General features: G+C 46.4%; 21 protein-coding genes and 1 pseudogene. 5 read left to right on the top strand and 17 right to left on the bottom strand.

Translation table 11 applies throughout. The features are described from left to right. Positions 1 to 4 precede the first annotated feature (4 nt). The 6 genes from QUA70_RS16390 to QUA70_RS16365 all read right to left on the bottom strand — a co-directional run bounded on the left by QUA70_RS16390 (position 5) and on the right by QUA70_RS16365 (position 4,572). Positions 5 to 1,138, bottom strand: a complete 1,134-nt coding sequence (locus QUA70_RS16390) for a glycosyltransferase (protein ID WP_333333145.1) — start codon at positions 1,136 to 1,138, stop codon at positions 5 to 7. Positions 1,139 to 1,830: 692 nt separating this feature from the next. After that, a complete protein-coding gene (locus QUA70_RS16385) occupies positions 1,831 to 2,979 on the bottom strand; it encodes an NAD-dependent epimerase/dehydratase family protein (protein WP_333333147.1) in 1,149 nt (382 codons plus the stop codon). Positions 2,980 to 3,090: 111 nt separating this feature from the next. Further along, on the bottom strand, positions 3,091 to 3,681 hold the full coding sequence (locus QUA70_RS16380) for a chromophore lyase CpcT/CpeT (protein WP_333348560.1): 591 nt from the start codon (positions 3,679 to 3,681) through the stop codon (positions 3,091 to 3,093). Positions 3,682 to 3,906: 225 nt separating this feature from the next. Beyond that, positions 3,907 to 4,119 (bottom strand): helix-turn-helix transcriptional regulator, encoded by a 213-nt coding sequence (locus tag QUA70_RS16375; RefSeq protein ID WP_333348558.1) that lies wholly within the window; start codon positions 4,117 to 4,119, stop codon positions 3,907 to 3,909. Positions 4,120 to 4,133: 14 nt separating this feature from the next. Beyond that, the gene (locus tag QUA70_RS16370) at positions 4,134 to 4,349 is read right to left on the bottom strand and encodes a helix-turn-helix transcriptional regulator (RefSeq protein ID WP_333339991.1); all 216 of its coding nucleotides are present in this window, start codon (positions 4,347 to 4,349) and stop codon (positions 4,134 to 4,136) included. Between the two features lie 10 nt (positions 4,350 to 4,359). Continuing rightward, on the bottom strand, positions 4,360 to 4,572 hold the full coding sequence (locus QUA70_RS16365; protein ID WP_333139222.1) for a helix-turn-helix transcriptional regulator: 213 nt from the start codon (positions 4,570 to 4,572) through the stop codon (positions 4,360 to 4,362). Positions 4,573 to 4,707: 135 nt separating this feature from the next. On the opposite strand from QUA70_RS16365, the gene QUA70_RS16360 reads away from it, so the two are divergent. Then, positions 4,708 to 4,941, top strand: a complete 234-nt coding sequence (locus QUA70_RS16360) for a hypothetical protein (protein WP_333348556.1) — start codon at positions 4,708 to 4,710, stop codon at positions 4,939 to 4,941. A gap of 50 nt (positions 4,942 to 4,991) precedes the next feature. On the opposite strand, the gene QUA70_RS16355 is transcribed toward QUA70_RS16360, so the two are convergent. The 3 genes from QUA70_RS16355 to petL form a co-directional block, all read right to left on the bottom strand. Then, positions 4,992 to 5,429 (bottom strand): hypothetical protein, encoded by a 438-nt coding sequence (locus QUA70_RS16355; RefSeq protein ID WP_333348554.1) that lies wholly within the window; start codon positions 5,427 to 5,429, stop codon positions 4,992 to 4,994. A gap of 2 nt (positions 5,430 to 5,431) precedes the next feature. Next, positions 5,432 to 5,635, bottom strand: a complete 204-nt coding sequence (locus QUA70_RS16350; protein WP_333348552.1) for a hypothetical protein — start codon at positions 5,633 to 5,635, stop codon at positions 5,432 to 5,434. A gap of 177 nt (positions 5,636 to 5,812) precedes the next feature. Continuing rightward, positions 5,813 to 5,914 carry a cytochrome b6-f complex subunit PetL gene (petL, locus tag QUA70_RS16345; protein ID WP_333102550.1) on the bottom strand — a complete coding sequence of 34 codons (102 nt, stop codon included), beginning with the start codon at positions 5,912 to 5,914 and terminating at the stop codon, positions 5,813 to 5,815. A 77-nt stretch (positions 5,915 to 5,991) separates the two neighbouring features. Here petL and aroB point away from each other — a divergent pair, with 77 nt between their 5' ends. Continuing rightward, on the top strand, positions 5,992 to 7,086 hold the full coding sequence (aroB, locus tag QUA70_RS16340) for a 3-dehydroquinate synthase (RefSeq protein ID WP_333348550.1): 1,095 nt from the start codon (positions 5,992 to 5,994) through the stop codon (positions 7,084 to 7,086). 96 nt (positions 7,087 to 7,182) lie between these two features. Here aroB and QUA70_RS16335 read toward each other — a convergent pair whose 3' ends face one another. Beyond that, positions 7,183 to 7,953: a tetratricopeptide repeat protein gene (locus QUA70_RS16335; RefSeq protein ID WP_333348548.1), complete on the bottom strand. Its 771-nt coding sequence runs from the start codon at positions 7,951 to 7,953 to the stop codon at positions 7,183 to 7,185. A gap of 191 nt (positions 7,954 to 8,144) precedes the next feature. On the opposite strand from QUA70_RS16335, the gene QUA70_RS16330 reads away from it, so the two are divergent. Beyond that, a complete protein-coding gene (locus tag QUA70_RS16330) occupies positions 8,145 to 8,984 on the top strand; it encodes a stomatin-like protein (RefSeq protein WP_333333158.1) in 840 nt (279 codons plus the stop codon). Here QUA70_RS16330 and folP read toward each other — a convergent pair. The 4 genes from folP to QUA70_RS16310 all read right to left on the bottom strand — a co-directional run bounded on the left by folP (position 8,975) and on the right by QUA70_RS16310 (position 11,597). Further along, positions 8,975 to 9,841, bottom strand: coding sequence for a dihydropteroate synthase (gene folP / locus QUA70_RS16325; protein ID WP_333348546.1), 867 nt, complete (start codon positions 9,839 to 9,841; stop codon positions 8,975 to 8,977). The genes QUA70_RS16330 and folP overlap by 10 nt on opposite strands. A 93-nt stretch (positions 9,842 to 9,934) precedes the next feature. After that, positions 9,935 to 10,495, bottom strand: a complete 561-nt coding sequence (locus QUA70_RS16320; RefSeq protein WP_333348544.1) for a Uma2 family endonuclease — start codon at positions 10,493 to 10,495, stop codon at positions 9,935 to 9,937. Between the two features lie 122 nt (positions 10,496 to 10,617). After that, positions 10,618 to 11,343, bottom strand: coding sequence for a triose-phosphate isomerase (tpiA, locus tag QUA70_RS16315; RefSeq protein ID WP_333348542.1), 726 nt, complete (start codon positions 11,341 to 11,343; stop codon positions 10,618 to 10,620). Positions 11,344 to 11,411: 68 nt separating this feature from the next. Further along, positions 11,412 to 11,597, bottom strand: a complete 186-nt coding sequence (locus tag QUA70_RS16310) for a PCP reductase family protein (RefSeq protein WP_333348540.1) — start codon at positions 11,595 to 11,597, stop codon at positions 11,412 to 11,414. 1,352 nt (positions 11,598 to 12,949) lie between these two features. Here QUA70_RS16310 and QUA70_RS16305 point away from each other — a divergent pair. Together QUA70_RS16305 and QUA70_RS16300 are read left to right on the top strand one after the other, a co-directional pair. Beyond that, positions 12,950 to 13,963: a PleD family two-component system response regulator gene (locus QUA70_RS16305; protein ID WP_333348538.1), complete on the top strand. Its 1,014-nt coding sequence runs from the start codon at positions 12,950 to 12,952 to the stop codon at positions 13,961 to 13,963. Positions 13,964 to 14,205: 242 nt separating this feature from the next. Next, the gene (locus QUA70_RS16300) at positions 14,206 to 20,220 is read left to right on the top strand and encodes a response regulator (protein ID WP_333348536.1); all 6,015 of its coding nucleotides are present in this window, start codon (positions 14,206 to 14,208) and stop codon (positions 20,218 to 20,220) included. A 318-nt stretch (positions 20,221 to 20,538) separates the two neighbouring features. Here QUA70_RS16300 and QUA70_RS16295 read toward each other — a convergent pair whose 3' ends face one another. From QUA70_RS16295 to QUA70_RS16285, 3 genes and pseudogenes are all read right to left on the bottom strand, one after another. Continuing rightward, complete coding sequence (locus QUA70_RS16295) at positions 20,539 to 24,396, bottom strand: GAF domain-containing protein (RefSeq protein ID WP_333348534.1); 3,858 nt, start codon at positions 24,394 to 24,396, stop codon at positions 20,539 to 20,541. A gap of 567 nt (positions 24,397 to 24,963) precedes the next feature. Further along, positions 24,964 to 26,343, bottom strand: coding sequence for a photosystem II reaction center protein CP43 (gene psbC / locus QUA70_RS16290; RefSeq protein ID WP_333333173.1), 1,380 nt, complete (start codon positions 26,341 to 26,343; stop codon positions 24,964 to 24,966). 157 nt (positions 26,344 to 26,500) lie between these two features. Further along, positions 26,501 to 26,632: pseudogene (locus QUA70_RS16285) on the bottom strand (photosystem II D2 protein (photosystem q(a) protein)); the annotation flags it as partial.

Genomic DNA, 26,632 nt, shown 5'->3' with positions numbered 1-26,632 from the left:
ACATTTAGGCCGCTCTGGGCATGGACTCGGCAAATACCACTGATTGATAGTAGCGCTGCAGTTGTGCAGCGGCGGCGGCCCAACCCCAGCGTTCGGCTTCTCGGCGAGCGTTATGGCGCAAGGTTTCCCGTTCTTCGGGATTGGCAAACAGACGCTTGGTGGCGGCTAGTGCTCCTTCTTCGTCGGCGGGGTCAAATAAATATCCGTTAACACCGTCGGTGACGATATCAGGAATTCCGCCACTGCGCGCCGCCACTACGGGCGTCCCCGCAGCCATTGCTTCTAGGAGCACTAAGCCTAGGGTTTCGGTGCGGGAGGGAAAAATGAAGGCGTCGGCGGATGCGTAAGCTGTTGCGAGTTCTTGCCCCTTGAGGTAGCCGACAAAATTAGTGGGGGTACCGGCAAAATATTGTTCAAGGGTTTGCCGATGCGGGCCGTCTCCCACTAGGGCGAGGCGGGCGTCGGGAATCGCTGCGAGGACTGGTTTGATGCGTTCGATTTCTTTTTCTGCACCGAGGCGGCCGACGTACAGCAGCAGGGGACTGTCTGGGTTATTTTCAGAAAGGCGCGATCGCATTTCTCGACTTGCCAATTCCGGGACAAACATTTCAGTATCTACGCCCCGCTGCCACAAATCTACTCGCTCAATGCCGTGGGTTCTCAATTCCTCCACCATTGCTGTAGAAGTACACAGATTCACTTCTGCTTGGTTGTGCGCTCCTTTGAGCAATTCCCACAATAAAGGTTCGAGGACTCCAAAACCGTAATGGTGCAAATATTTCGGCAAATGCGTGTGGTAAGAAGCCAAAATCGGAATGTTGAACTTTTTGCCGTAATATATACCCCCCAATCCCAAAATAGCGGGATTGACAACGTGAATAATATCCGGTTTAAACTGCTCTAATTGGCGACCGACAGCCGGAGAAGGAAGTGCCATTTTCAGTTCCGGGTACATCGGCAAAGGCAAACCCTCCACACCGTAAACCCGGGCGCCTTTGTATTCTTTAATCCCGTAATCTGGAGAAAATATCAGAACTTGTTCGCCCGCGCGCTGCAAATGATCGACGGTGTGAATCAGTCTGGTGACAATGCCGTCTATTTTCGGCAGGAAAGTTTCAGTGAAAAGAGCGATTCTCATAATAAATTGTTTAGGAAACCGATGATAATCCTAGCCTCTGGAAGAAGTCAGGGTCGATGACAGGATACACTGTCTCGCGGGGAGTAAGTCATTGCGTGCGATCGGCTGCTGTTCAACGCTTCTTCTTTCTGTTTCACTGCCACTAATTCCGAGGGAGAGGTTTTTGGGGTAATATGCAAGCAAATTCCCTAAATGCCAATTGATAAAATTATCCCACCTAAAAGCAATCCCCCACCTTCGGCAAAGCAATTAATTCTGTGAATTTCCTCTGCTGTTCTGACAATGGATATTTCTGTTTCAGTGGTAGATGGGGCTTCGCTAACTCGGCGCTAATTTTGATAACTCGCCGTTAATGCAGCCCCTTCCGATATTAAATAATCATTACAAACTGCACTCGCTGTACATCCAGGCAGAACCACCAAAAGCAACAGAATGAGAATTCGACTTTTCACGGCTTTATTCCCAAAAAGCCAGCAGTAAAAACCTTAGGCAATTTTTTAACTAAGCGCAGAGGACGCAGAGAACACAGAGCAAAAGATAAAAAAGATAGATATGAAAAAAGTAATCTACAGCGAAACCCATTCAGAAGTTGCAAACATTTCTCCTCTCTTCCCTTCTTTTCTCTTACTTCGCGCCCTTCGCGCCTTCGCGGTTCGTTAAAAATCTCTTACCCCGCAGGTAGATACCAGAACCTACTTCCAAGAAACCTTCGGCAAAATCTGGTTTTTATCGACCCGGTGCTGATATTTTGTAGCAAAATTCAGCAGAGAATCGAGCAGGGAATCTGAGAGATAGTGCGGTTGCAAACCGAGGTCTAGCAAGTTGGTGTTTTTGGCATTGAAATAATGTTCTTCTTTCTCGACTCTGGGATTTTCGATGTTGTTGATTTCTACTTTTAACCCCATCGCCATGCCTGCTTTTTGCACCAAGGAGGCTAAATCGCCGACGCTGAATTGTTCGGTGAATTGGTTGAAGACGCGGAATTGTCCGGCTTCGGCAGGGTTGGCGATCGCCAATTCCACGCACCGCACGGTATCCCGAATGTCTAAGAAGCTGCGGGTTTGTCCGCCCGTGCCGTAAACGGTCAAAGGATGACCGATCGCAGCTTGGATGCAAAATCTGTTCAACGCTGTCCCGAATACTCCGTCGTAGTCCAAACGGTTGATCAACAGTTCGTCCATGCCGGTTTCATCTGTGAGCACGCCGTAGACTACGCCCTGATTTAAGTCGGTGGCCCTTAAACCCCAGATTTTGCAAGCAAAATGGATGTTGTGGGAGTCGTGGACTTTTGACAGGTGGTAGAAACTGCCCGGTTGTTTGGGATAGGGTAGTGTATCCTTGCGACCGTTGTGTTCGATCGTAATGTAGCCTTCTTCAATGTCAATATTCGGCGTGCCGTATTCGCCCATTGTCCCCAATTTCACTAGGTGACAGTCGGGGAAGTCTTCGCGGATGGCGTACAGCAGGTTGAGTGTCCCGACGACGTTATTGACTTGAGTGAGGACTGCGTGTTCGCGATCGATCATTGAGAAAGGTGCCGAACGCTGTTCGCCGAAATGGACTACAGCCTCTGGTGCAAATTTTCTCATGCTTTTGCTGAGAAAATCGTAGTTGGTGATGTCACCGACGAACAAGTCGATCGACTTGCCCGTTAAATCTTGCCATCGCTGGAGTCGTTGCTGAATCGGTGCGATGGGAGTGAGGGTGTCGCTGCACAGTTCCAGATCCCAGTGCCGCCGCACGAAGCTGTCGAGGATGCCAACTTCGTAACCTTTGTTAGAAAGGTAGAGTGCGGTTGCCCAACCGCAATAGCCATCGCCACCAATAACCAGGACTTTCATAAATCAACGGTGAATCTTGCTTGCCAATACTGGGTTAATGTACCAGGTATTGGTGCATTCTGAACCTTTAATCAAGCGTGTTCGCCCAGGAGGGACTCTGTTTTTTTTGGATTAAACCGGAATTTCGTCGGCGAAACTGGCCCGGCGGGTGAATTCAAAAGGGCCGGCAAGGGCTCCCCAGACGTGGGCATCGGTTTCGGGGTCACGTCCGCGATCGTGGCTAATAAACTTGTCTTGGTCAATCTCGAATTCGCTGTCTAGATAGGTTTTTTTGCCCTTTCTGACGACCATGCAGCCTTTTCCGGGTTCGACAGACCCTTTGAAGCTGTTGCCCGTCCACTGCGTAATAAACGTGCAGCCAGGAAGTAGAGTCAGTTGTGCTTTTTTGATTTCTTGCAGCCGTTGCGGGTCGCGGGCCGCGCCGTAGAATTGTTCTTCGTTTTCTATGGCATAATTTTCGATGTCGATTCGATCGCCCACCGGGACTAATTTCAAAACTCGGACTCGATACGGTACATTCAGTTCAATATCGTAGGCTTGTTCTAGGTACAAGCTGAGGCCATCCAGAACTTCGACCGGCAAAGGCCTCATGCAGACGCGGATGTGGGCGAAGAAGGGCGGGTTTTCAAAGGCTTGGGCTTGGTTGCTGAAGTCGGCCGCCATCCAGCGGGCGAGGGTGACGATATCGGTGGAATGAGTCATTTCGATTTTAGATTTTAGATTTTCGATTTTAGATTGGGGATCTAGTAAAAATTATTTTAGGGGAAAGCGGGCGATCGGCTATAGAAGCTAGTTATATGCTTTACGAACAAGTAAAGAAAAGGCGGCGATAGGTACGACATTAATCAACGTATCCCATTAGCGAGATCGCCCTTTTCTTCTACCAGCGCTAGAATCTTTAGTCGAACTCGCCCCATTGGTGCGCCCTCAATCTTCCACAATCTCAACCAAATCTTCCATTGTCACGTCGAAGGCGCGGGCAATTTTGTAGACAGCAGAAAGATCGACTGTATTCAAAGCATCGCGCCTCCCGTAGCTTTTTACTGTGTTGTAGTTGACTCCTGAGCGATCGGCAACTTCTTTGAACGTCCAACCCTTTTGCTCAGCTAGTTCTCGAATCCGTAATCTAACATATCCCATTAGCGCGATCGCCCTTACTCTTCCAAAAACTCGACCAAATCTTCAATCATGACATCAAAAGCAAGGGCGATCTTCTGAACGGCACTCAGATCGACCATACTCATCCCATCATCGCGTCTAGCGTACCCTTTAACCGTGTTGTAATTAACCCCTGAGCGATCTGCCACGTCTTGCAGCGTCCAGCCCTTTTCTTCTGCCAACTCTCGAATCTTTAGTCGAACTCGCCCCATTGGTGCGCCCTCAATCTTCCAAAATCTCGACCAAATCTTCCATTGTCACGTCGAAGGCGCGGGCAATTTTGTAGACAGCAGAAAGATCGGCTGTATTCAAAGCATCGCGCTGAACGTAGCTTCTGACAGTGTTGTAATTAACTCCGGATCGATCGGCAACTTGCTTTAGTGTCCAACCCTTTTGCTCAGCTAGTTCTCGAATCCGCAGTCTAACGTATCCCATGTTTTAACTTGACATTGATGCGTATGCAACATATGATATCTATGTACACTGAAAACGATCGCCCTCCTAGCCTCGAAAACTTAAGGGCGATCGCTTTTTCTACCACACCCCACGAACGTGGGGAAGGATTACCCTATGATACCAACATCCAAGCCCAAATTAAACACTCATCCCTGGTGTATCGTGCGGCAATTACCAAATATGCAGCGATTGGTGGTTGCTCGGTTCCACCGCCGGGGCGATGCGGAGGGATACATACAGATTTTACAGCGGTTGTTGCCGACGGCTAAACACGCGATCGTTTTTGATACGACAGGGGCTGAGAAATTGCCAGAAGTTCGATCTACTCAATTAGAACGAATCGTGTAATTAATTAGGAGCGATCGTGTTTTACAACAAGTGCGATCGCTCCTTCATCCTCAAGGTGAATAAACCTCTGATTTAGCGTTATTCTCAAGATATTGCTGATAAGCTGCCTCATCTCCTCCAAACGAGTCGATCGAAATACGAACACTTGGGACTGGCATCAGCGGACTAGGTTTAGGTGCGTACTGACAATAACATACAGCAATCAAATCGTAGTTGCTTCCTGGTGCCTCAGTGGGGTATTGTTCCACCCTGACAACTTCCCAATCTCCGACTCGATAATGAGTATCGCTATCGGGGAATTGCGGATCGTCGAACTCTTCAATTCGGTAAAACTCGTAGGGACGATTCCCTGGTTGAGGTAGGGGTTCGTCAGAGGAATCATAATACTCGCAGAGAATATCAGTTGTTGCTCCAGTGTGAGCCAACATTCTATTTTCCCAGCCTTCTGCTGACATCGATTGAGCCTTAAAAATGATATATTTCCGCATAATTAATCTTCATCCTCATTTTCTAAATAGTTAGGAAAGCGAGTTTCTCCTTTAAAGATACAATTGACTTTTAAAATATCTCCTCCGACTCTCTTAATTCGCAGCAACTTCCATCCATACTTTCGTTCCATTTCCAAACACTTTTCTGGATCTGTTGCTGCGTGCCAAGAGGTATCTTCGGGGTTCGATTCATTAGTATTGGTCATGCAATTGTCAATAATTCAAATATCAAATTAATCAATTATAGCCTAAAGTTATATTAGTCAAAGCATTTGCGCCCTCAATCTACAGATAAACCTAGAGATTTTTGGCGCAAATACTTTGTCGAACGGATACTTTTGCCAGAGATTAAATCCTCTGGTTGAGACATCTAAATTAGCAAATTAGATGAGTTTGACAGCCCGCAGACCAAACATCAGGACTGTCGCCAAGCCGATCATGCCACCAAAAAGCCCAAAATAAGTTATTGCTCCGCTAAGAGTCATGGCAATTTCTCCAAAACAATCAATAAAAAGACATATAAGAACTATAATCTAAAATCTAATATCTAAATTAGATAAATATGCAATCCATAATTAAAGTTGACTTGGGGCCACAATCTTACAATGTTTGCGTGCGATCGGGCGGTTTAGACGAACTCGGCAGTCTGATGGGCGATCTAAGTTTGGGCAAAAAAGTGCTGCTGGTGTCGAATCAGTCGATTTTTCGGCAGTACGGCGAAAGAGTAACCGCAGCCCTCGAATCAGCCGGTCTGGAAGTCGGTAGCTGCATTTTACCACCGGGAGAACAGTACAAAACTTTAAATTCGGTACAGAAGATTTACGGTGCGGCTTTGGAAAACCGTTTAGAACGTTCCTCGACAATGGTGGCTTTGGGCGGCGGGGTTGTGGGCGATATGACGGGTTTTGCTGCCGCGACTTGGCTGCGGGGAATTAATGTCGTGCAGGTTCCGACTTCGCTGCTGGCGATGGTTGATGCTTCTATTGGTGGCAAAACGGGGGTAAATCATCCTTTAGGGAAGAATTTAATCGGGGCTTTTCACCAGCCACGTTTGGTGTTAATTGACCCGGATGTACTCAAAACTCTGCCGGCAAGGGAGTTTCGTTCGGCGATGGCGGAAGTTATCAAGTACGGGGTGATTTGGGATGCTGAACTTTTTGGGAAGTTGGAGAAGTGCAAGCGTTTGGATCAAATGCGCTATGTGAAGGCGGATTTGTTGGCTGAAATTTTGAGTAGGTCTTGCCAAGCTAAGGCTGAGGTGGTCAGCAAAGACGAGAAGGAATCGGGTTTGCGGGCGATTTTGAATTACGGACACACTATCGGTCATGCTGTGGAAAGTTTGACCGGTTACAAGGTGATCAATCACGGGGAAGGAGTGGCCATCGGCATGGCTGCGTCAAGCCGGTTGGCTGTGGAGTTGGGAATGTGGGATCAAGAGTGCGATCGCCGCCAGTCTGCTTTGCTTGAAAAAGCGGGTTTACCTGCCAAATTGCCGGCGGGTGTGGATGTTGAGGAAATTTTGCATACTTTGCAACTGGATAAGAAGGTGCAGGATGGCAAGGTGCGGTTTGTGCTGCCGGTGCGCTTGGGTGAGGCCGCTGTGAGCGATCGGGTGGATGGGGATTTGATTATACAAGTTTTGAAGGAAATGCTTTAAATGCTCGTTGTTGGGGTTGTTTAACCGCTGCTAAAGCCTGATTAACGCCGATCGCTAAAGATGTTTTTTCTTTCAATGTGCGATCGGCGCTTGAGTTTAGGAGTCGCTCGACTGCGAATTAATTTCCTCCAAAATTTTATCGACCCTGTTAGCCGCTTGAGTTCTACCTTGCTTGATAAATAACTCCTTAGCTTTTTTGAGGCTGGCTACCGCCTCCGCTTGATTTTCCTTGTCTCCTTGCTGGTACAAACCGACTCCTAAATTGTTTAAAGCATCGGGATATCGATCGTTAATTTTAACGGCTTGTCTCCACTGAACAATTGCCTCGGGCAACTGCCCCTGACTTGCCATCGCCACGCCTAAATCGTTGTGAGCTTTGGCGTGCTGCGGGTTGACTTCAATTGCTTTTTGGAATAGAGCGATCGCATCGCTCATTTTACCTTGCCCCGACAGCATACTTCCCAACTTGTAATAAGCATCCGCTTGTTTGGGATAGCGAGCCATTAGTTGCCGGTACAAAGCTTCGGCATTGACAGCATTTCCTTGACCGTAAAGGTCGTTGGCAGTTCTCAAGCCCACCGTGTAGCCTTTACCTACAACTTGGCACTTTTTCTCGGAGTTGCCTTCCTGCTTGCAAATCCTGAGTTCGTCTCCCTTCATTTCGTAGGACATAACTTCCCGAACAGCAGGGCCTCGGCGCGGGGTCTGCAAGTTCTGCGACTGCAAGTTTTGCGAGAGTTGCAGGGCGATTGGCTCAGCTTGTGCCGGTTCGGCCGCTGCTGCATTCCAGATTCCTGCACCCACCAAAATGCTTGGGGCGATCCACCTCAAGGGTTTGAACAAGCGAAACTCTCGATCGTTTTTCATGTCTTTTGTGGAAACGTGTTGTTGATATCCTGGGTTTCACTAGCGCCGTAAGAGTCGGAGCCGATGGGGCCCACCCGATGAAATAGTTAGTTATTAACAGTCGAGATATTTTAGCACTGTGTGACCGAGTTTGAGTTAAATTAGAGTAGAATTCCGATCGATTCTCAGTCAACCTTAGCAGGAAAATAGAAATGGGGCAGTCTATTCTTACCATGCTCTTTGCGCTCATCCTCGGCTACGCGGTTAACTCAAGCGTCAAAATAGTCAGCGGTGGCGACGAAGCTTTAGTGGAACGTTTGGGTCAATACAAGCGCACCCTCAAGCCAGGATTCCACTTTATCAGTCCCCTGGTTGAAAAAGTCGTCTGCGTGGACACAAGCCGTGAAAGAGTTTTAGACATTAAACCTCAGTCAGCAATCACGGGAGATAATGTGGCTCTCGAAGTCGATGCCGTTGTGTATTGGCGGGTTGTGAATTTACAGAAAGCTTATTATGGAATCGATCAAATTGAAAATGCGATCGCCAACTTAGTTTTAACGACGTTTCGCGCTGAAATTGGTCGATTGCCCATGCAAGACATCTTGGGTTCCCGAGATGACATGAATAAAAAGTTACTCAAAAAGTTGGACGAAGCTACAGAAACTTGGGGCGTCAAAGTAATTCGCGTAGAAATTCAAAGCATTACACCTCCTAAAAGGGTGCAAGAAGCTATGGAATTGGAGCGCGCCACGAAGAGCGAGTGGCAAGCAATGGTCAATAAGGCGATCGGCACTAAGGAGTACATGAGGCTCTTAGTTGAAGCTTTAGACTCCCATCCCAATAGCACGCAAGTTTTGAATTACTTAGTAACCGAAAAATACTTAGACGCTCAACAAAAATTGGGCGAAAGCGACAATGCCAAAATTCTGTTTATGGATCCGAGAAATATGTCAGAGGCCCTCAACAATTTGATGGAGTCTATCCCTGATATCTCTCCGGGAGATGGCGGCGGGGAAATGAAAGTTATCGATACTCAAACTTCTCAAGACTGATATCGGAAGATGGCGTCGGCTACCTGAGAGACATCACGCATTTCTCTGACATCGTGAACGCGCAATATATCTGCCGAATTTGCGATCGCACCTGTACAAGCCGCCGCTGTCCCCCAAACTCTTTGTTTCGCTTCTGGCTGATTCAAAATGTGACCGATGAAGCTTTTTCGCGATACTCCGACTAAAATTGGACAGTTTAAAACACGGAATTTGGGCAACTCGCGCAGAATTTCTAAGTTTTGACTGTAATTCTTAGCAAAGCCAATACCGGGGTCTAGAATAATTTGAGATTTGTCAATCCCCGCAGCAACTGTCGCCGCAATTCGACTCTCGAAAAAGTCCCGAATTTCCCCAATTAAATCCCGATAATCTGTCAGTTGTTGCATCGTCTGGGGAGTTCCCCGAATGTGCATCAAAATTATTGGCACTTTTAACTTAGCAACGGTTGACAGCATTTCTGAGTCAAAAGTTGCTCCCGAAATATCATTGATGATATCAGCTCCCGCCTCAACCGCAGCTTTCGCAACCTGCGCTCTGGTAGTATCGACCGAAATAGGAACTGAGCCAAAACTCTCCGCTTTTTGCCGCAGTATCTGTACGAGAGGTATAACGCGATCGATCTCCTCTGAAGAGGATATTTCCGCTGCACCGGGCCGAGTAGATTGACCACCAATATCAATAATATCTACCCCCGATTTTACCATATTTTCCGCTTGCACTAAAGCAGATTCTAGGGTAAAGAAATCTCCGCCGTCGCTAAAACTGTCAGGGGTAACATTTAAAACGCCCATTAAATAAGTGCGTTTTCCCCACTCGAAAACTTTATTTCTAATTGTAATTTTTTTGTTATTTATCATATCACCTCATCACTCGGCGATTGAAATTGATTCTTGTTAAACGGAGTCTCTCTCTAAGAGACTAAAGAATCAAGCAGAAGCGCCATTGTTAATTCAACCAAAACTTAACCAGCTAAAAACAGTATCAACTGTCAATTCTAATTCAATTTTATCAATGATTGGCAACAGAGCTGCACCTTTATACAGTTCTACTTTTTGTCCTGGAAATACTGCCAAAATACTCTCTTCTTCTGGGTATAATAACCACCCCAACTCAGTTCCGTGTCGCGAACAGTGAAGTAATTTACTCAGCACTTTTGTTTGATTTTGACTTGGGAAGAGAATTTTAATCGACCAGTCTGGATTAATTTCAAAGCGGTTAGCAATTCTACCAGAGGGCAAAAAAGGAATTCTTTCCCATCGGAATACTGCTACATCTGGCACGATTGATGCGCCACCAAATGTGCAGTATAACTCTGGAAAAGCACGGGCAATTTTCTGAGTTTTTGTTACTTGATCGATCGTCTTGCAGAGTTCACCTTGAAGGACGCTGTGCTCACCTTGTGGCATGGGTTTCTGAATGATTTCTCCGTCAAGAAATTCTGAGGCTGGTTCAGTTTCAGGAAGTTTTAGGAACTCCTCTAAGGTGGGTTTTGGTTTAACGCTCGCAATCATAGGTCAATTCTCCCGATCGGAGAAACACTCAACGGCACATCACAATTGTAGGCGATAGCTGTTTAATTCCCGCTGCCCTTGTTCCACTTACCACTTAGCAATTACCTATTAGCAATTACCTATTACTGATAATTGACAATGCGCGAGAAACTCGCAGCTTCCAAACTAGCCCCGCCTACCAAAACCCCGTCAATCTCAGGCATCGCCATAACTTCATCAATATTCTCCGGTTTAACAGAGCCGCCGTACTGAATTGGCGCGCCAGGATTAGTCAATTTACTGCGAATCAAACCAATAACTCGGTTAGCTTCCTTCGTTTCGCAAGTATCGCCAGTGCCGATCGCCCAAATCGGCTCGTAAGCAATTACCAACTTATTTTGGTCAACATCAACCAAATCTTTTGCCAACTGAGAAAAAATGTGAGCTTCTGTTTCGCCTGCATCTCGCTGCTGCTTGGTTTCCCCAACGCACAGAATCGGAATTAAATCGTATTTCTGAGCAGCTTTCAGCCGCAAATTCACCGTTTCGTCAGTTTCCCCAAAATATTGGCGTCGCTCGCTGTGGCCGATGATGACATAACGGACACCAAGTTCACTCAGCATTGGCCCGGAAATTTCCCCAGTAAAAGCTCCCGACTCTTGCCAGTGAACATTCTGAGCACCGAGTCTAATCCGGCTGCCATGCAAATTTTTCGAGAGGACAGCCAAGGAAGTGAAGGGAACGCAAAGCACGACTTCCCGTTCCTCTGGGGTTTCCGTCAGACAGGACATGAATCCTTGAAGAAACTCTAGGGATTCTGCCCTAGTTTTGTACATTTTCCAGTTGCCAGCTATAACTATTTTGCGCACTATTTCTTTAAGTCCTTGTCCTTACAACGCAATTAATAGTCTAAAGCTTTAGCGTACATTTCGATCCTTCATTGTCCAAACTCGATGCGAGCTTGCTCAACTAAGTCAACGGTGACGACTTCGGTTTCGGCTTCGCGGGCCAACTGCTCGATGCGGGCACGAGCTTGTCCCCGAACAAAATAGGGAATATTTTTTAGCTTAGCCTTGGCTTCAGGCGTCCATTTTAAATCATCTGAGAATTCGGAATCTGGCATGGCGTATCGGTCGATCGACTGTAAGCGCTCAGTTCTTTACTTTGACAAAAGTCTGTCTGATTATTGAATCTATCATGTTCAGGAGCGCTCGGTGCGATCGAGTTCCCGTTTGCAGCAGCCCTCAGCAAAGCCGATTTGCAGCTAGGAGTTGCTCCGTGTGCATCCTAGCACCCTAGTGAGCCAAATCATTACTGATATCAAGTCCGCGTTAGAAACCCCCTTAATGAGACTCGGCGGTTGAAACCGCTCCTACACACACTTTTGTCCGTCTTCACCGACTCTAGAATAAAAGCGGGTATTAAAGCCGGACTTGGTATGAACCATCTTTTGTCACTGGGGCGACAGTATAAAGCTAGGCAGCAACCAAATCTATAACGACTCTCTTACTTAAAAAAAATCCGAAAATTATTCATATAATAGATTAAATTGCCCCCTCCTCCTCGCCTCTCAAAAATATCAGACCCTTCTAACCAAAGTTTAATTAAACCATAATAAATCTCCTCTCAAATAATCACTATTAAAAAGTAATTGAGCGTACTTTGTCAATTCCGAACCTTCTCCCACTCAGGAAGCGGTTGATATTTATCTGTTGCAATTAACCGCGATTGGTTATTTACTTTATTCGTTTGAAACTGAGTCGACTCATCTGCAAAAAAATGAGCCGATTGAGCGTCAGCACTTACTAATAGATAACCCTTAACCCTTCTAAACAGTTTCTTAGCACTGGTCAATCCTCGGATAATCCGTGAGTCGCTCATCAACCCACCATAACTCGTTCTTGACTGGCTTGAAGTCCTACTAACTCCCATTGCTCAAGCTATAATAAAGTTGAGGAACTTTGAGTTTAATATTTCCCTAAATATTATTCCTAATATAGCAATTCTTGCAGGAATCGTATTTTTTTTACCCCACCCCAACCCTCCCCTTAGTAAGGGGAGGGAGTAAGAAATTCACAAATGATGGGAGGATTGCTATATACCAAATGTTATCAATAAATATAGCAGAGTATCCCAGGGGCGAGCGCGGGAGAACGAGCGATCGTGCGAGGCGTAACAGGTGCTCATTCGTCAAAGCTCGCTCGGCGTTGTAAAAACTGTTTAACGTACCCAAAAATAATTAGATACCTACAAAAATTAGCGCGAGTTACCAGACTTTATATCTCCGAAAAAAAGGGATAAATTTTAAGCAGACTGTGGTCGTTAGTTAAAGAAACCTGACGCTGCGTCGGATTTTGCTGCGGAAGCTCAGCTTGTGTATCATTTCTGAGATATTTACAAAGTTTTCATTTTCCATTCCCAGCTCAAAATATGCTAGGCTAGAATGTTTCCAGAGCTTAAGATACACCATGACGTATGTATCAATCATTAGAAGAGTCAACCATTTTGACTACCCCATCTACGGAATCGTCCTCTCTAATTCTGATTGTGGATGACGATGCCTTGATGCGTTTGCAACTTCGACTGTATTTACAGAAGGAACAATACCGAGTGGCGGAAGCTAGTGATGGGTTGACAGGGCTAGCAGCTTATGAGGAACTACATCCCGACCTCATCCTGCTAGATGCAGTGATGCCTACTATGGATGGTTTTGCTTGTTGTCAAAAATTATCTGAAGTGTCTGAGAGCGATCGCCCACCTATTTTGATGATTACTAGCTTGGAAGACAAAGAATCTGTCGATCGAGCGTTTGCAGCGGGAGCGGCTGACTATATCACTAAGCCGATTCACTGGGCTGTTCTGCGACAGAGAGTGCGACGGTTGATTCAGCAATTCCACTTGCAACAGCAACAAACCATACTTTACAAGCAGCTAGAAGCCGCCAATCGACAATTAAAATATTTAGCGTCAATTGACGGTTTGACTCAGATTGCCAATCGCCGTCAGTTTGACCAACAGCTAGAGGAGGAGTGGCGACGCATGACCCGGCAGCAAACTCCTTTGTCACTAATTTTGTGTGATATCGATTTCTTCAAGCCTTACAACGATACTTATGGACACCAAGCAGGGGATGTATGTTTACAGAAAGTTGCCACAACTCTCAATCGCAGTATTAATCGAGCGGGAGATTTAGTAGCACGTTATGGAGGTGAAGAATTTGTAGTGATTTTATCCGACACAGAGCTTGAGGGAGCTGTCCAAATCGTTAAGCAAATGCAGGCTGGCATCCAAGCTTTAGCAATAGTCCATAAGAGTTCTCCACATCATTACATTACGCTCAGCTTCGGTATTACCAGTGTGCTTCCTACCCAAGACAGCCGACCAGAAAATTTAATTACTGCTGCCGATGCAGCACTTTATGAAGCTAAAGACCAAGGTCGTAATACTTTTTGTACCAAGATTCATACAGTTAATAAATTCACCCGTTAAATCATAAGGTAAAAACTATGCCTCTCGTAATTGGGAATAATTATTTATTAAAAGTTTAGCGAAATATCAAGTCCTGCATGAGTAAGCCTTGATTTGAGTATTAAAGCCTAAATAATCGGTTGTGCGACCTTCATTGAAACTGTCAGAAATAGCACGAGAGTGTCTCTACAACGATTTTTTATCAAAATCAGTTTATATTCAGCAAGTAGCGATTCTAGAAGTTTATGGGAGGAGCTAGCTCAGTGCGTGATCAAAGATGGTTCGGTGCGATCGCCCTTCTCACTGGTGCGGCTTTTCTGGGCAACTATTTCAGTTTATCTCTTTTCTTTGGGGTTGATTTCCTCTTTGGCAGTATTGCAATACTGATTATTACTTACTACTTCGGCTGGGGCTGGGGAAGTTTGGCCAGTCTAATAGCAGGCAGCTATACTTATGTCCTTTGGAATCATCCATACGCCATAATTATCTTGGTAATTGAGGCTCTATTTGTAGGGTTTCTTTGCAAGCGTAAACATCCGAACCTCCTTTTATTGGATGGGATTTACTGGTTCTTAATTGGAATGCCTCTCGTTTGGCTTTTCTACGGTCAAATGCTGCACATGGAGGCGGCTCAAGTCCTGCTAGTGATGTGCAAACAAGCAGTCAACGGCATTTTTAATGCCTTAGTGGCCAGCTTAATCATTTCTTATGCGCCGAGTCATCTGTGGGTTAGGCATTCAAAGCATTTCCAGACCCTCTCATTAAAACAAACTATTTTTCATTTGTTGGTTGCTTTTGTCTTTATTCCAGGACTTATCCTATTAGTTATTGATGGTAGATACTTGGTCGCTCAAATTCAGACGACTGTGCAAACTGAGTTACAAACAAAGGGGAGAAATCTCAGTAGCGGTCTATCTAGATGGCATCAGCGACATCTTTTAGCGTTGAACACATTAGCGGAAAAATCGGTCATTACTGAAGCCGCCACTCCTGCTAATCAAGCGATTCAATCATCCGATCAACTGCAACAAGACATTAGCCTGCTCGAGCAGTGGTTTCCCGATTTCGACAAAATTTATGTGAGCGATTCATCTGGAACAGTTTTAGCGGCTTCTCCTCCTTTAAATCAAACACGTCGGCAGTTGATTGAACAAAGCACCGAACATAAATCTCTAATTACCCTGGCTCAAGAGCGGTTGAGACCTTGGATGACTCCTATCCACAACGATTTATTAATTGACGAACCTCATGTAGGGTTGAATGTTCCCCTGCAAATTCAAGGTCATTTCCTTGGCCTGATCCACGCTTCATTAGCATTGAGCCAGATCCAAGCTCTATACATTTTTCAGCAAAACAATCAGCAACTACGCATTACATTGCTCGATCAAAACAACCAAGTTATTGCGAGTAATCAATCCGACCAAAAGCTGTTGACCAGTGTTCAAGAGTCAAAGCACGGCAGCACTCGCACCTTAGAGGGAACCTTGCAGCAGTGGGTTCCTAGCAAGGGCAACTATCCGATGATCCGTTGGAAAAACTCTTTATATATACAGGAATTTACGATTACCCCAGACCTTACATGGAGATTACGCTTAGAAATTCCAGCAGCTCCCTATATAGAAAATTTACAAAATCGCTACAAGATAGATCTGATTATTCTTCTCGTCATCACAATGTTGGCATTTTTGTTTGCAACGGTGGTTAGCGAACGACTGGTCAAGCCGTTATCCTTTTTAGCTCTGGCGACTACTGACTTACCCAACAAGCTTTCAGAAGAAACATTTGAATGGAAACATACCTCTGTTACGGAAATCAATGAGCTTGCTAGCAATTTTCAATTGATGGCGATCGCACTCAATCAAAAATTTAGCGAGATTAAACACGTCAACGCTACTTTAGAACAGCGGGTTCAAGAACGAACGCAAAGATTATCCAAAATCAATCGCTCTCTGAAAGCTGAAATTAAGAGACGTAAACAAGCCGAAGCTGAACTAAGAACAAGAGAGGCGGCAATACGAGCTTTATATGAAGTCACTGCTACCCAAAATCTCAATTTTGAGCAGCGCACCCAAGCGTTGATTGAGATGGGATGTCAGATATTTCGGCTTGAATGTGGCATCTTGGCTCGTGTGCAAGATAACCGTTATGAGGTGATGGCTGTGCGATCGCCCGATCAAGTCCTGAAACCAGGTGATGTCTTTGATATTAACCAAACTTTGTGCTGTGAAGCTTTAGACACAAATGAACCCCTAACCATCGAACATATAGGCACGTCCAAATGGCGTTACCATCCTGCCTATCTTGCCCTTGGCATAGAAGCTTATATGGGAACACGAGTTTTAGTTGCAGGCAAAGTCTACAGTACCCTCAGCTTTTCTAGTAAATCTCCGCGTGCAGACAGCTTTAAATCTGCCCATGTGGAATTGCTGAAGCTGATGGCTCAGTGGATTGGTAGTGAAATTGAACGGCATCAGTCAGAAGTCGCTCTGCAAGCCAGTGAAGAGCGGTGGCAACTCGCCCTACGTGGTAGTAATGATGGGGTATGGGATTGGAACGTCAACACCAATGAAGTATTCTTCTCGGCTCGCTGGAAAGAGATGTTGGGCTACCAGGAGCATGAAATCCCGAATCACTTTGATGAATGGAGTAAGCGAGTTCATCCCGACGATATCGAATGGGTGATGCAAGCCATTCAAGATCACTTTCAGCGCAAAACTCCCTTTTATATTACAGAACATCAAGTGCTTTGCAAGGATGGGAGCTACAAATGGATTTTGGCTCGAGGGCAAGCACTTTCGGATGCAGCGGGTAGAGTTGTGCGTATGACTGGTTCTCACAGCGATATTACCAACCGCAAACAGTTAGAGCAGGAAATTCAAGCCAGAGAGCAATTATTGAATGCTTTCTTTAAAGGAGCTTCCCTAGCAGGGGTGGGGCTGTGTATCCACGATCGGCAGTTTCGATTTTTACAAATCAATGAGGCATTAGCTGAAATTTATGGCCACTCTGTGGAGGCTCACTTAGGCAAGACAACCGAGGATATTTTGGGGGAATTTGCTCCTGATGTGAATGTCCTGTTACAACAGGTGTTAGCCACTGGACAACCTTCAATCAACTTGGAAAGGAGCCCAGAAGTACCCAGTCAAACCGGTGCCAACCGCTACTGGCTCGCTTCTCACTTTCCCATTTTCAAGGATGCAGACCAGCCTATAGCAGTGGGTTGCATCCTCATTGAAATTACCGATCGCAAACGAGCCGAAGCAGAACTACAACAAATGAGTGCGGCGCTAGAAAATGCCGTGGCAGGCATTTCTCGGCTGGATACTCAAGGACGCTATATCTCTGTCAATGTTACTTATGCTGCCATCACCGGATATCAGCCTGACGAAATGCTAGGGATGGAATGGCAAAGAACTGTTCATCCTGAAGATGTTGAGAAGATGGTAACTGCTTATCAGCAGATGTTGAGAGACGGCAGAGTCGAAGTAGAAGCTAGGGGGATGAGAAAAAATGGCTCTAGCTTCTATAAACAAGTGGTGATGGTTTCTGCTTATAACGAGCAAAATGTTTTTGTAGGGTATCACTGCTTCATGAAGGATATTACCGATCGCAAGCAGGCAGAAGAAGCACTACAACGACAGTTGCAAAAAGCCCTACTGCTGAAGCAAATTACCCAAGAAATTCGTCAAAGCCTCAATGCTCAGCAGATATTTGAAACGGCTGCTATTGAGATTGGGCAAACTTTTGGGGTCAGTCGCTGCTTAATTAGCACATACCAGGACAATCCGCAGCCTCAGTTTCCTGTAGTTACAGAGTATCTAGCAGTGGGATCGGCCCCTAGTGGCGAGTATGACATTCTGGTGGCGAGTCCTGCTTATGCAAAACAGTTGATGGCTCAAGATGAAGCTATCGCCTCCCCGGATGTCTATTGCGATTCATTGCTCACCTGTGCAGATTCAATTTTTACCCGCCTCAAATTGAGATCGACATTAGCAGTGCGAACCTCTTACCAAGGAGAACCGAATGGTGCCATTTGTCTGTACCAGTGCGATCGCTACCGTCATTGGACTGCCGATCAAATCGAGTTGCTAGAATCCGTCGCGGCTCAAGTAGGAATTGCCCTAGCTCAAGCCAAATTACTAGAGCAAGAAACTCGACAACGAGAAGAATTAACTCTGAAAAACTTTGCCCTGGAGCAAACTAGACGAGAAGCAGAAGCTGCGAACCGAGCCAAAAGTGAGTTTCTGGCGATGATGAGCCATGAAATTCGCACTCCCATGAATGCGGTTATTGGTATGACGGGACTACTGCTCGATACAGAACTCAAGGCTCAACAGCGAGACTTTATCGAGATGATTCGCAATAGTGGCGATACCCTCCTGAGCATCATCAACGACATCCTTGACTTCTCCAAAATTGAGTCGGGCAAGCTAGAGCTAGAAATGTATCCCTTGAGCTTGAGAGATTGCATAGAAGGTGCGATCGACCAACTTGCAGTTAAAGCAGATGAGAAAGAGATTGAGTTGGGCTACCTTATTTACCCTCAAACTCCTAAGTTCATTTTGGGTGATGTCACCCGTCTCCGTCAGATTCTAGTTAACTTGCTCAACAATGCGATTAAGTTTACCGAAACTGGGGAAGTTACCATTTCGGTGCAAGCCTCTCTAGTTGATTCTGACAAAACGATTTCTGAGCCTGAGAACTTGTCAGAAAGCTTGTATGAAATCGAGTTTGCCATTCAAGACACAGGGATTGGCATTCCAGCCAACCGCCTCGATCGACTGTTCAAGTCTTTTAGTCAAGTAGATGCTTCGACGACTCGGCAGTATGGAGGGAGTGGTTTAGGTCTGGCGATTAGTAAGCGACTTAGTGAAACGATGAACGGCATGATGTGGGTTGAGAGCCGAGGCCACGTCGGAGGAACCCCTTCACCCAAATGGCAAGCCGCTCAGGCTCCTCGAATCACAATGGGTTCTACCTTCTACTTCACGATAGTCGCACCCGCTGTTGCTACTGAGTTAGCGGAACCGATTGAAATGCTACCAGAACTATCTAGCAAGCGTTTATTAATCGTGGATGACCAGCCCACTAACCGACAAATTCTGACGTTGCAAGCCCAGACTTGGGGGATGGAGATTCGCGCAGCCCAATCGGCTGTGGAAGCGCTCAACTGGCTTCAGAGTGGAGAAACGTTTGATGTCGCTATTTTAGATATGCAAATGCCCAAGATGGACGGCTTGACACTCGCCTCAGAAATCCATCAGCTTCCTAAGTGCCACCGTTTACCACTGGTGATGCTGACTTCAATGGGCAAACCAGAAGGGAGTTCTTCAGCACTCTCGACCCACTTTGTGGCTTGTTTAAGCAAACCCATTAAACAATCCCAGCTTTATGAAGTGCTGACTCAGGCACTACAAGCTCAACCGACAAAAGTTCAACAGCGGCCCCCTAGCTCTGTTCAGGATGATATTAAATTGGCTCAGAGACTTCCGCTGCGAATTCTGTTAGCAGAGGATCATCTGGTGAATCAGAAGGTGGCACTGCTGCTGTTAGAGCGTTTGGGATACCGGGCCGATGTTGCTGCCAATGGATTAGAAGTCTTGGAAGCCCTGCATCGCCAGCCTTATGATGTAGTGCTGATGGATGTACAAATGCCAGAGATGGATGGGCTAGAAGCCACCCGTCGTATTGGTGAGGAGTGGCCGGCTCATGCTCGTCCCCGAATTATTGCCATGACGGCGAATGCCATGGAGGGCGATCGCGAGCTTTGTCTGGATGCTGGCATGAATGACTATATCAGTAAACCAATTCGAGTAGAGGCTCTCATCCAAGCGCTGAGTCAGTGTCCACCCAACCAGGAACAGCAGCAGGCCCAAAAAGATGAATCAGATAGCAACCAGCCAGAAATTGATGTACCAGCGGTTAACCTCACAGAACTGCAAGCCTTCTGTAGCAGCATCGATCAAGATTCAACCAAGATTTTGAGCTTGCTGGCGAACTGCTACTTGGAGGAAGCTCTAAAGTTGCTACAAGCTATGAAATTTGCGATCGCCCAAGCGGATACTCAAACCCTAAACCGAGCGGCTCATACCCTCAAAGGCAGTAGTGCGAACCTAAGCGCGGCTCCTCTGGCCCAGCTTTGTGGCAGGTTAGAAGTCATGAGTACCTCTGGTGAACTCGATCGAGCCTCAACCCTATTGGCTCAAATCGAGGGTGAGTACGATCGTGTCAAGAATACTCTCCAACAAGAACTACAAAAGAGCGAAACTAATTTATGAAAGTCTATTAAATAGGCATTTTTTTGCATCAGGACTTAGGCAACTGTCACAGGCGATGCCACAAGGTGGCTATGCGATCGCATACGCACGATCAAGCCTGATTCCAAATCTTTTAGCATCGGAATTATTCATATATCTCTTCTCTGCATCTGGGTGAATCAGCGTCAATCCCTTGTCATCTGCGGTTAATACATTCTCTTTTTTTAACCGCAGATGAGGGCAGACTAACACAGATTAACGCAGATTAATTATATCAATTATGGTTGCAGCGTCCGTGATTGTTGACTGTTGACTGTTGGCTAAATTTTACAAGAATGACTAATGACTCATGACTAATGACTGCTGCCGAAGCGGAATCTCGATCACAAACTCAGTACCCTTCCCCAATTCCGAATTGCATTTTAAAACGCCGCCGTGTTTTTCTACCACAATTTGGTAACTAATTGACAGTCCCAATCCTGTACCTTTCCCCACCGACTTAGTGGTGAAAAAAGGGTCAAATATGCGTTTTCTCATAGATTCCGAAATTCCCGTGCCGTTGTCAGAAATCCGAATCACCGCGCTAGGAAGATTGCCATTAAGTTGACCGACAGAAGTAGAGATTTTAATTTGAGGAGCCACAGATGGGTCAGCGAGCAACTTGTGCGATTCCAAAGCATCGATCGCATTCCCGATGACATTCATAAACACCTGATTCAACTGTCCAGCATAACACTCAACCAGAGGCAAAATGCCGTATTCTTTCACTAGCACAATGTTGGCACTGTCAGCATTAGATTTCAGTCGGTGCTGTAAAATTAACAGCGTGCTGTCAATCCCTTCGTGAATGTCAACGGCCTTCATTTGACTTTCGTCAAGACGAGAGAAATTCCTCAAAGACAAAACTATTTGCCGGATGCGATCGGCTCCCACCTTCATTGACAATAGCAATTTTGGCAAATCTTCTAGCAGAAACTCCAAGTCAATATCTTCACTCAATTTGTCTATTTCAGGACTAGAATCGGGATATTGCTGCTGGTAAAGTTCCAGCAAACTCAGTAAGCTAGCAGTATATTCAGTAGCGTGATCGAGATTGCCATAAATAAAATTAACCGGATTGTTAATTTCGTGAGCAATCCCGGCTACCAGTTGCCCCAAACCAGACATTTTTTCAGTTTGAATCAATTGAGCTTGAGTGTGCTGCAAATCCTTTAAACTTTGAGCGATTTGTTCTGCTTGGCGTCTGGTTTGAGCCAGCAAATCGGCTTGTTGGATAGCTACGCCTAATTGATTGGCAATCTGAGCTAAAAAGTTAACTTCTGAACTTTCCCAACTGCGGACTCCAGAATGTTGATACGCTGTCAGCAAACCCCAAAGTTCTTGTCCTACAAAAATCGGCGCGATCGCATAAGCCTTTACCTGAAATTGCTCTAAAATACCGACCACACACTGCGAGTGGCAAGCTTTATAGATATCGTCAACGGCTAGAGTTTCATTATTGACATACCTGCCGCCTCGGTTTTCCTGCAAATAAGTATCTTGCCAAACCGTACTGATACCTTCCCCTACCAATTTTATCCAGCCATCTTTCACAAACTCTGCCACATATTGGCCACCCCAATCAGGATTAAAGCGATAGACAGCAATTCTATCGACTTGCATAAACTGACAAACTTCTTGGGTTGCAGTCTTAAAAATTGCGTGGATATCGAGAGATTCTCGAATCTTTGCCACCACTTCAAACATTATCCGCTGTTGCTCGGCGACTTCCTGCAAATCGATCGTTTGCTGCCGCGTTTTAGCGAGCAAATCTGCTTGTTCTAATGCTACGCTCAACTGAGCTCCGACTTGCGTAGCAAACTGGATTTCCGAAGTTTTCCAATTGCGCGAACCGTCGCACTGGTGCACGCACAGCAAGCCCCAAAGCTCGCTGCCATTCATCAGCGGCATAATCACCTGAGATCTAATTTGAAATTGAGCTAAAATAGCAGCGTGGCAGTCTGAGAGTCCCGCACTTTCGATATCGGGCAACACTTGAATGCGTCCCTGGCTGTATTTATTTGCATAGTTTTCGCCAAAACAATGATCGCTAATTTTCACATCCATTGCCGAACAAAAACCTGGCAAAACATCTTCGGTAATAAAGTAGCCTTCATTAAACTTTGAGTCCGTATCGAAGCGATAAATGCCAACTCTATCTGCCTTTAAAATCCGCCGCAGTTCTGTAGTTGTCGTGCGAAAAATTGTATCTAAATCGAGAGATTGTCGAATCTTAGCAACTACCTCAAACAGTATTCGCTCCTGCTCTGCTGCCCGCTGCAACTCAACTGCTTGCTGCTGAGTTTGAGCGAGCAGATCTGCTTGTTCTAAGGCGATGCTGAGCTGAGCGGAAATTTGGGTAGCAAATTTAATTTCGGAAGATTCCCAGTTGCGGGGAGCCGAACACTGGTGTACGCACAGCAACCCCCAAAGGTCTTTGCCTTTCATCACCGGTGCAACTAAAGTAGCTTTGACCTGAAATTGCTCTAATAGTTGCTCATAGCAATCTTGCAGTCCGGCCTGTCTAATGTCCGACATTGCATGAACTCGTCCCTGAGAGTAGAGGCTGGCGTAGTTTTCTCCAAAGCAGCGATCGTACACTTTGACTGCCATTGTTGACACAAAATCTGGCAAAACATCTTCGGCAACGAATTCGCCGTCGTTAAATTCCGATGCGGGATCGAAGCGGTAAACCGCCACTCGATCGGCATTTAAAGCCCGCCGCACTTCCTGGGACATCGTGCTAAAAATCTTGTTCAAGTCGAGGGATTGCCGCATTTTTGCCACCACTTCAAACAGCACTCGCTGCTGTTGGGTCAACTGCTGTAGTTGAGCGGTGCGCTTTTGAACTTGATTTTCTAAATTTGTGTTAAGTTCCTCTATTTGTTGATCGAGTTGGTAGTGGTTAATAGCATTAGAAAAGTGGCTGCCAAAAATTTGGAGCAATTCAATTTCTTCTGTTTTCCATTCGCGAATTTGGGCAGTTTTTGACTGTTTCCACGCTTCAAAAGATATCCGAGATTGGGCGAGCCGCCCGTCGCTATCAAACTGTCTAGCCCAGAGAGTTTCGGTGTCAAATTCTTCTCGAAAAATGGTCAAGTAACCGAATATTTGCTGGCGGGTTCTGAGCGGTACGATTAAAATGCTGCGAATTTTGGTCGATCGAAATGCAGGTTGCAGGCTTCTCAAACTGCTAATTTGGTACAAGTCGGGAATTGCCCAAACCTGTTGATCGCCGGATTTAAAATATTCGTGCCACACGCTGTATTGCTCAACCTGCGCGTATTTTGCGGAAATTCCCATCTTCGGCCCTGAGCCGCAAGTGTAGACTGTGAGTTCCCGATTCGAGTTATCCGAATAGGGAAGTAGATTCGTAACCTTGCTGCTGTCGGAAATGAATGGCGTGGCGAAAATGCACAGCCTGCCGCCGGCTGCGTCTAGTGCAGCTACAGATTCTGCCAAAGCTGTTTGGAGTTCCATCGCCGGCTGGAAGTGAAGGGCTGCGGCGACGCGGTTGACTGCCGCTTCCCGTTGAGCTTTCGCCCTCGCTCGGGCGAGGAGGGTTGATTGGGCTATGGCGACGCCGAGCTGATCTGCCACCATCTGAACGCCTTGGAGTTCGTTTTCTGCCACACTCCGGGACTCGGAGTGGTGAGATACCAACAACCCCCAGAATTCTTCGCCGTGAAAAATTGGTACTACCAAGCAAGCCTTGACGCCGAGTGCAGTCAAGTATTCAGCGTGGCAGGGGTCGATCGCACGAAAGCGCATTTCGTCGGGCAGCAGTTGGCCGGAAACCGCGTCGAGGCGCGGGCTTTGACCTAGCTGCCCGGAATCTATATCGACGATCGATCGCACCTGTACTTGCGCGAACAGTTCGCGGGCGTGAGGGGGAATATCCTCTGCTGGAAAATGCAGTCCCAATAGGGATGGCAAGCGGTTGTCGTTAATTGATTCGGCAATCACTTCACCGCTGCCGTCGCTATGAAACTTGTATATTTTTACTCTGTCTGTTCCCAAGAAGGATTGAACTTCCGCTGCTGTTGCGCTCAGAATTTCGGGCAGTTCTAGAGAGCGGCGAATGCGGTGGACGATGCGATCGAGCAAATTTGCTCGATCAAACCTCACCTTGACATTTTCGATATTTAATGAGTCCATTATTAATCTTTTGCTTTCCTAGCAATAACCATAAGTGGCCCAAAAGTTTTGTGCTTGTTAAAAAATTCGGCAAGCACAGCCATTTAATAAAATATAAATATCCTGATGGCGATCGTCGATTAGTTTTGCACCTGTAGCGATCTGCCTTAAAATTGCAACTTTCCATTGCAACTTTCCATTGTGTGGGATTAAAACTTTGGTACTTTAAATATAAACTTTGTAGAGCCTGCCTTGCAAGCTCTTTACCCCAACGGATTAAAATTGTCAAGTTTCAAGACTTGCAGAGTCATTCACCGCCACCGATGAAGGTCGCACCGAAATATCTCAGTCCAGGATGCAAAAGCTCGCTCAGGAACGAGCTTACTGAAAGAAACAGTATTGTAATTCAAAATGTTGACTCAGAAACCGGGTTTGTACGTCTAGGATTGTATCTGCTGCTAGCGGGATCGGAGAACAGTCGATCGACAATCCGCAGCTTTTTCCAGATATTGGAGCAAAAAAAAGCTCCCGCCGTTAAGCAGGAGCTTTTTTCGATTAGACAATCAAATCAGAAATAAATTCGCTCGATTAGTCCAAATTAGGCATAGACAGCACTGGTTCATTTTCGCGATCGATACCCTTCTCAAAGCCAGCGACAGCCGCGCGAGCGCGACCAGCGTGCCACAAGTGGCCGACCAAGAAGAAGAAACCCATCACAAAGTGGAAACAGGACAGCCAAGAACGAGGAGAAGTGAAGTTAAACGAGTTAACTTCAGTCGCCACACCGCCCACAGAGTTCAAAGAACCCAAAGGAGCGTGAGTCATGTACTCAGCCGCGCGGCGAGCTTGCCAAGGCTGAATGTCATTCTTGATTTTGTTCAAGTCCAAACCATTAGTACCACGCAAGGGTTCCAACCAAGGGCCTTGGAAATCCCAGAAACGCATCGTTTCACCACCGAAAATGATTTCGCCAGTAGGAGAGCGCATCAGGTATTTACCCAGACCGGTGGGGCCTTGTGCAGAACCGACGTTAGCACCCAAGCGTTGGTCGCGGATCAGGAAGGTCAAAGCTTGCGCTTGAGAAGCTTCCGGGCCCGTCGGGCCGTAGAATTCGCTGGGGTAAGCAGTGTTGTTGAACCAGACAAAGCAGCAAGCGATGAAGCCCATCAGGGACAAAGCGCCCAAGCTGTAAGACAGGTAAGCTTCGCCAGACCAGATTAAGGCGCGGCGAGCCCAGCCGAAAGGCTTGGTCAAAATGTGCCAAACACCGCCAGCGATACAAATCAGGCCAAGCCAGATGTGACCGCCAATGATGTCTTCCATGTTGTTGACGCTGACAATCCAGCCTTCGCCACCAAAAGGAGACCGAACCAAGTAACCAAAAATCACAGCCGGGTTCAGAGTGGGGTTCGTGATAATACGCACGTCACCGCCGCCGGGAGCCCAAGTGTCATAGACACCGCCGAAGAACATGGCCTTAGCTACCAGCAGCAGAGCGCCGCATCCCAACAGAATCAGGTGGTAGCCGATGATATTGGTCATCTGGTTCTTATCTTTCCAGTCGTAGCCGAAGAACGAAGAGTATTCTTCGAGAACTTCCGGGCCGCGAACGGCGTGATAAATGCCGCCCAAACCGAGAACAGCAGATGAAATCAAGTGAAGAACGCCGACTACGAAGAACGGGAAGATATCCGTAACTTCACCGCCGGGGCCGACGCCCCAACCCAAAGTAGCGATGTGGGGCATCAAGATTAAGCCCTGTTCGTACATGGGCTTTTCTGGGATAAAGTGAGCGACTTCAAACAAAGTCATTGCACCGGCCCAGAACACGATCAAACCAGAGTGAGCGACGTGTGCGCCCAGCAGTTTGCCTGAGAGATTGATTAAACGAGCGTTGCCAGACCACCAAGCGAACCCGGAGGATTCTTGGTCGCGACCGCTTGCGTAGGAATTAGAGAGCGTTACCACCCGGTAGAACCTCCAACGATTTTAGATTTTGGATTTTGGGTTTTTTTGTTCCCCTAGTAGGGCACGGGAGTACCGCACCTGCGCCAGGGAATAGGGATTTGGATTTCAGATTAGTTTAAAAAAATTAAATTAATCTGAAATCCAAATCCAGATTTTTTTAAAGTGCGTTACCGCGAGGCAGAACTTCTTCAGGGAAGATGTAGTTTTCGTGAGGTTGGTCCGTAGGAGCCATCCAAGCACGAATGCCTTCGTTAAGCAGAATGTTCTTAGTGTAGAACGTTTCAAACTC

The sequence above is a fragment of the Microcoleus sp. LAD1_D5 genome, assembly GCF_036702115.1.
GTDB lineage: Bacteria > Cyanobacteriota > Cyanobacteriia > Cyanobacteriales > Microcoleaceae > Microcoleus.
The sequence above is the reverse complement of the archived record's forward strand: the minus strand, read 5'-3'. Positions and strand labels throughout refer to the sequence as shown.

Coding starts and splice junctions, on each gene's coding strand:
- QUA70_RS16390 (WP_333333145.1), bottom strand. CDS start 1,138: ATGAGAATCGCTCTTTTCACTGAAACTTTCCTGCCGAAAATAGACGGC.
- QUA70_RS16385 (WP_333333147.1), bottom strand. CDS start 2,979: ATGAAAGTCCTGGTTATTGGTGGCGATGGCTATTGCGGTTGGGCAACC.
- QUA70_RS16380 (WP_333348560.1), bottom strand. CDS start 3,681: ATGACTCATTCCACCGATATCGTCACCCTCGCCCGCTGGATGGCGGCC.
- QUA70_RS16375 (WP_333348558.1), bottom strand. CDS start 4,119: ATGGGATATGTTAGATTACGGATTCGAGAACTAGCTGAGCAAAAGGGT.
- QUA70_RS16370 (WP_333339991.1), bottom strand. CDS start 4,349: ATGGGGCGAGTTCGACTAAAGATTCGAGAGTTGGCAGAAGAAAAGGGC.
- QUA70_RS16365 (WP_333139222.1), bottom strand. CDS start 4,572: ATGGGATACGTTAGACTGCGGATTCGAGAACTAGCTGAGCAAAAGGGT.
- QUA70_RS16360 (WP_333348556.1), top strand. CDS start 4,708: ATGATACCAACATCCAAGCCCAAATTAAACACTCATCCCTGGTGTATC.
- QUA70_RS16355 (WP_333348554.1), bottom strand. CDS start 5,429: ATGCGGAAATATATCATTTTTAAGGCTCAATCGATGTCAGCAGAAGGC.
- QUA70_RS16350 (WP_333348552.1), bottom strand. CDS start 5,635: ATGACCAATACTAATGAATCGAACCCCGAAGATACCTCTTGGCACGCA.
- petL (WP_333102550.1), bottom strand. CDS start 5,914: ATGACTCTTAGCGGAGCAATAACTTATTTTGGGCTTTTTGGTGGCATG.
- aroB (WP_333348550.1), top strand. CDS start 5,992: ATGCAATCCATAATTAAAGTTGACTTGGGGCCACAATCTTACAATGTT.
- QUA70_RS16335 (WP_333348548.1), bottom strand. CDS start 7,953: ATGAAAAACGATCGAGAGTTTCGCTTGTTCAAACCCTTGAGGTGGATC.
- QUA70_RS16330 (WP_333333158.1), top strand. CDS start 8,145: ATGGGGCAGTCTATTCTTACCATGCTCTTTGCGCTCATCCTCGGCTAC.
- folP (WP_333348546.1), bottom strand. CDS start 9,841: ATGATAAATAACAAAAAAATTACAATTAGAAATAAAGTTTTCGAGTGG.
- QUA70_RS16320 (WP_333348544.1), bottom strand. CDS start 10,495: ATGATTGCGAGCGTTAAACCAAAACCCACCTTAGAGGAGTTCCTAAAA.
- QUA70_RS16310 (WP_333348540.1), bottom strand. CDS start 11,597: ATGCCAGATTCCGAATTCTCAGATGATTTAAAATGGACGCCTGAAGCC.
- QUA70_RS16305 (WP_333348538.1), top strand. CDS start 12,950: ATGTATCAATCATTAGAAGAGTCAACCATTTTGACTACCCCATCTACG.
- QUA70_RS16295 (WP_333348534.1), bottom strand. CDS start 24,396: ATGGACTCATTAAATATCGAAAATGTCAAGGTGAGGTTTGATCGAGCA.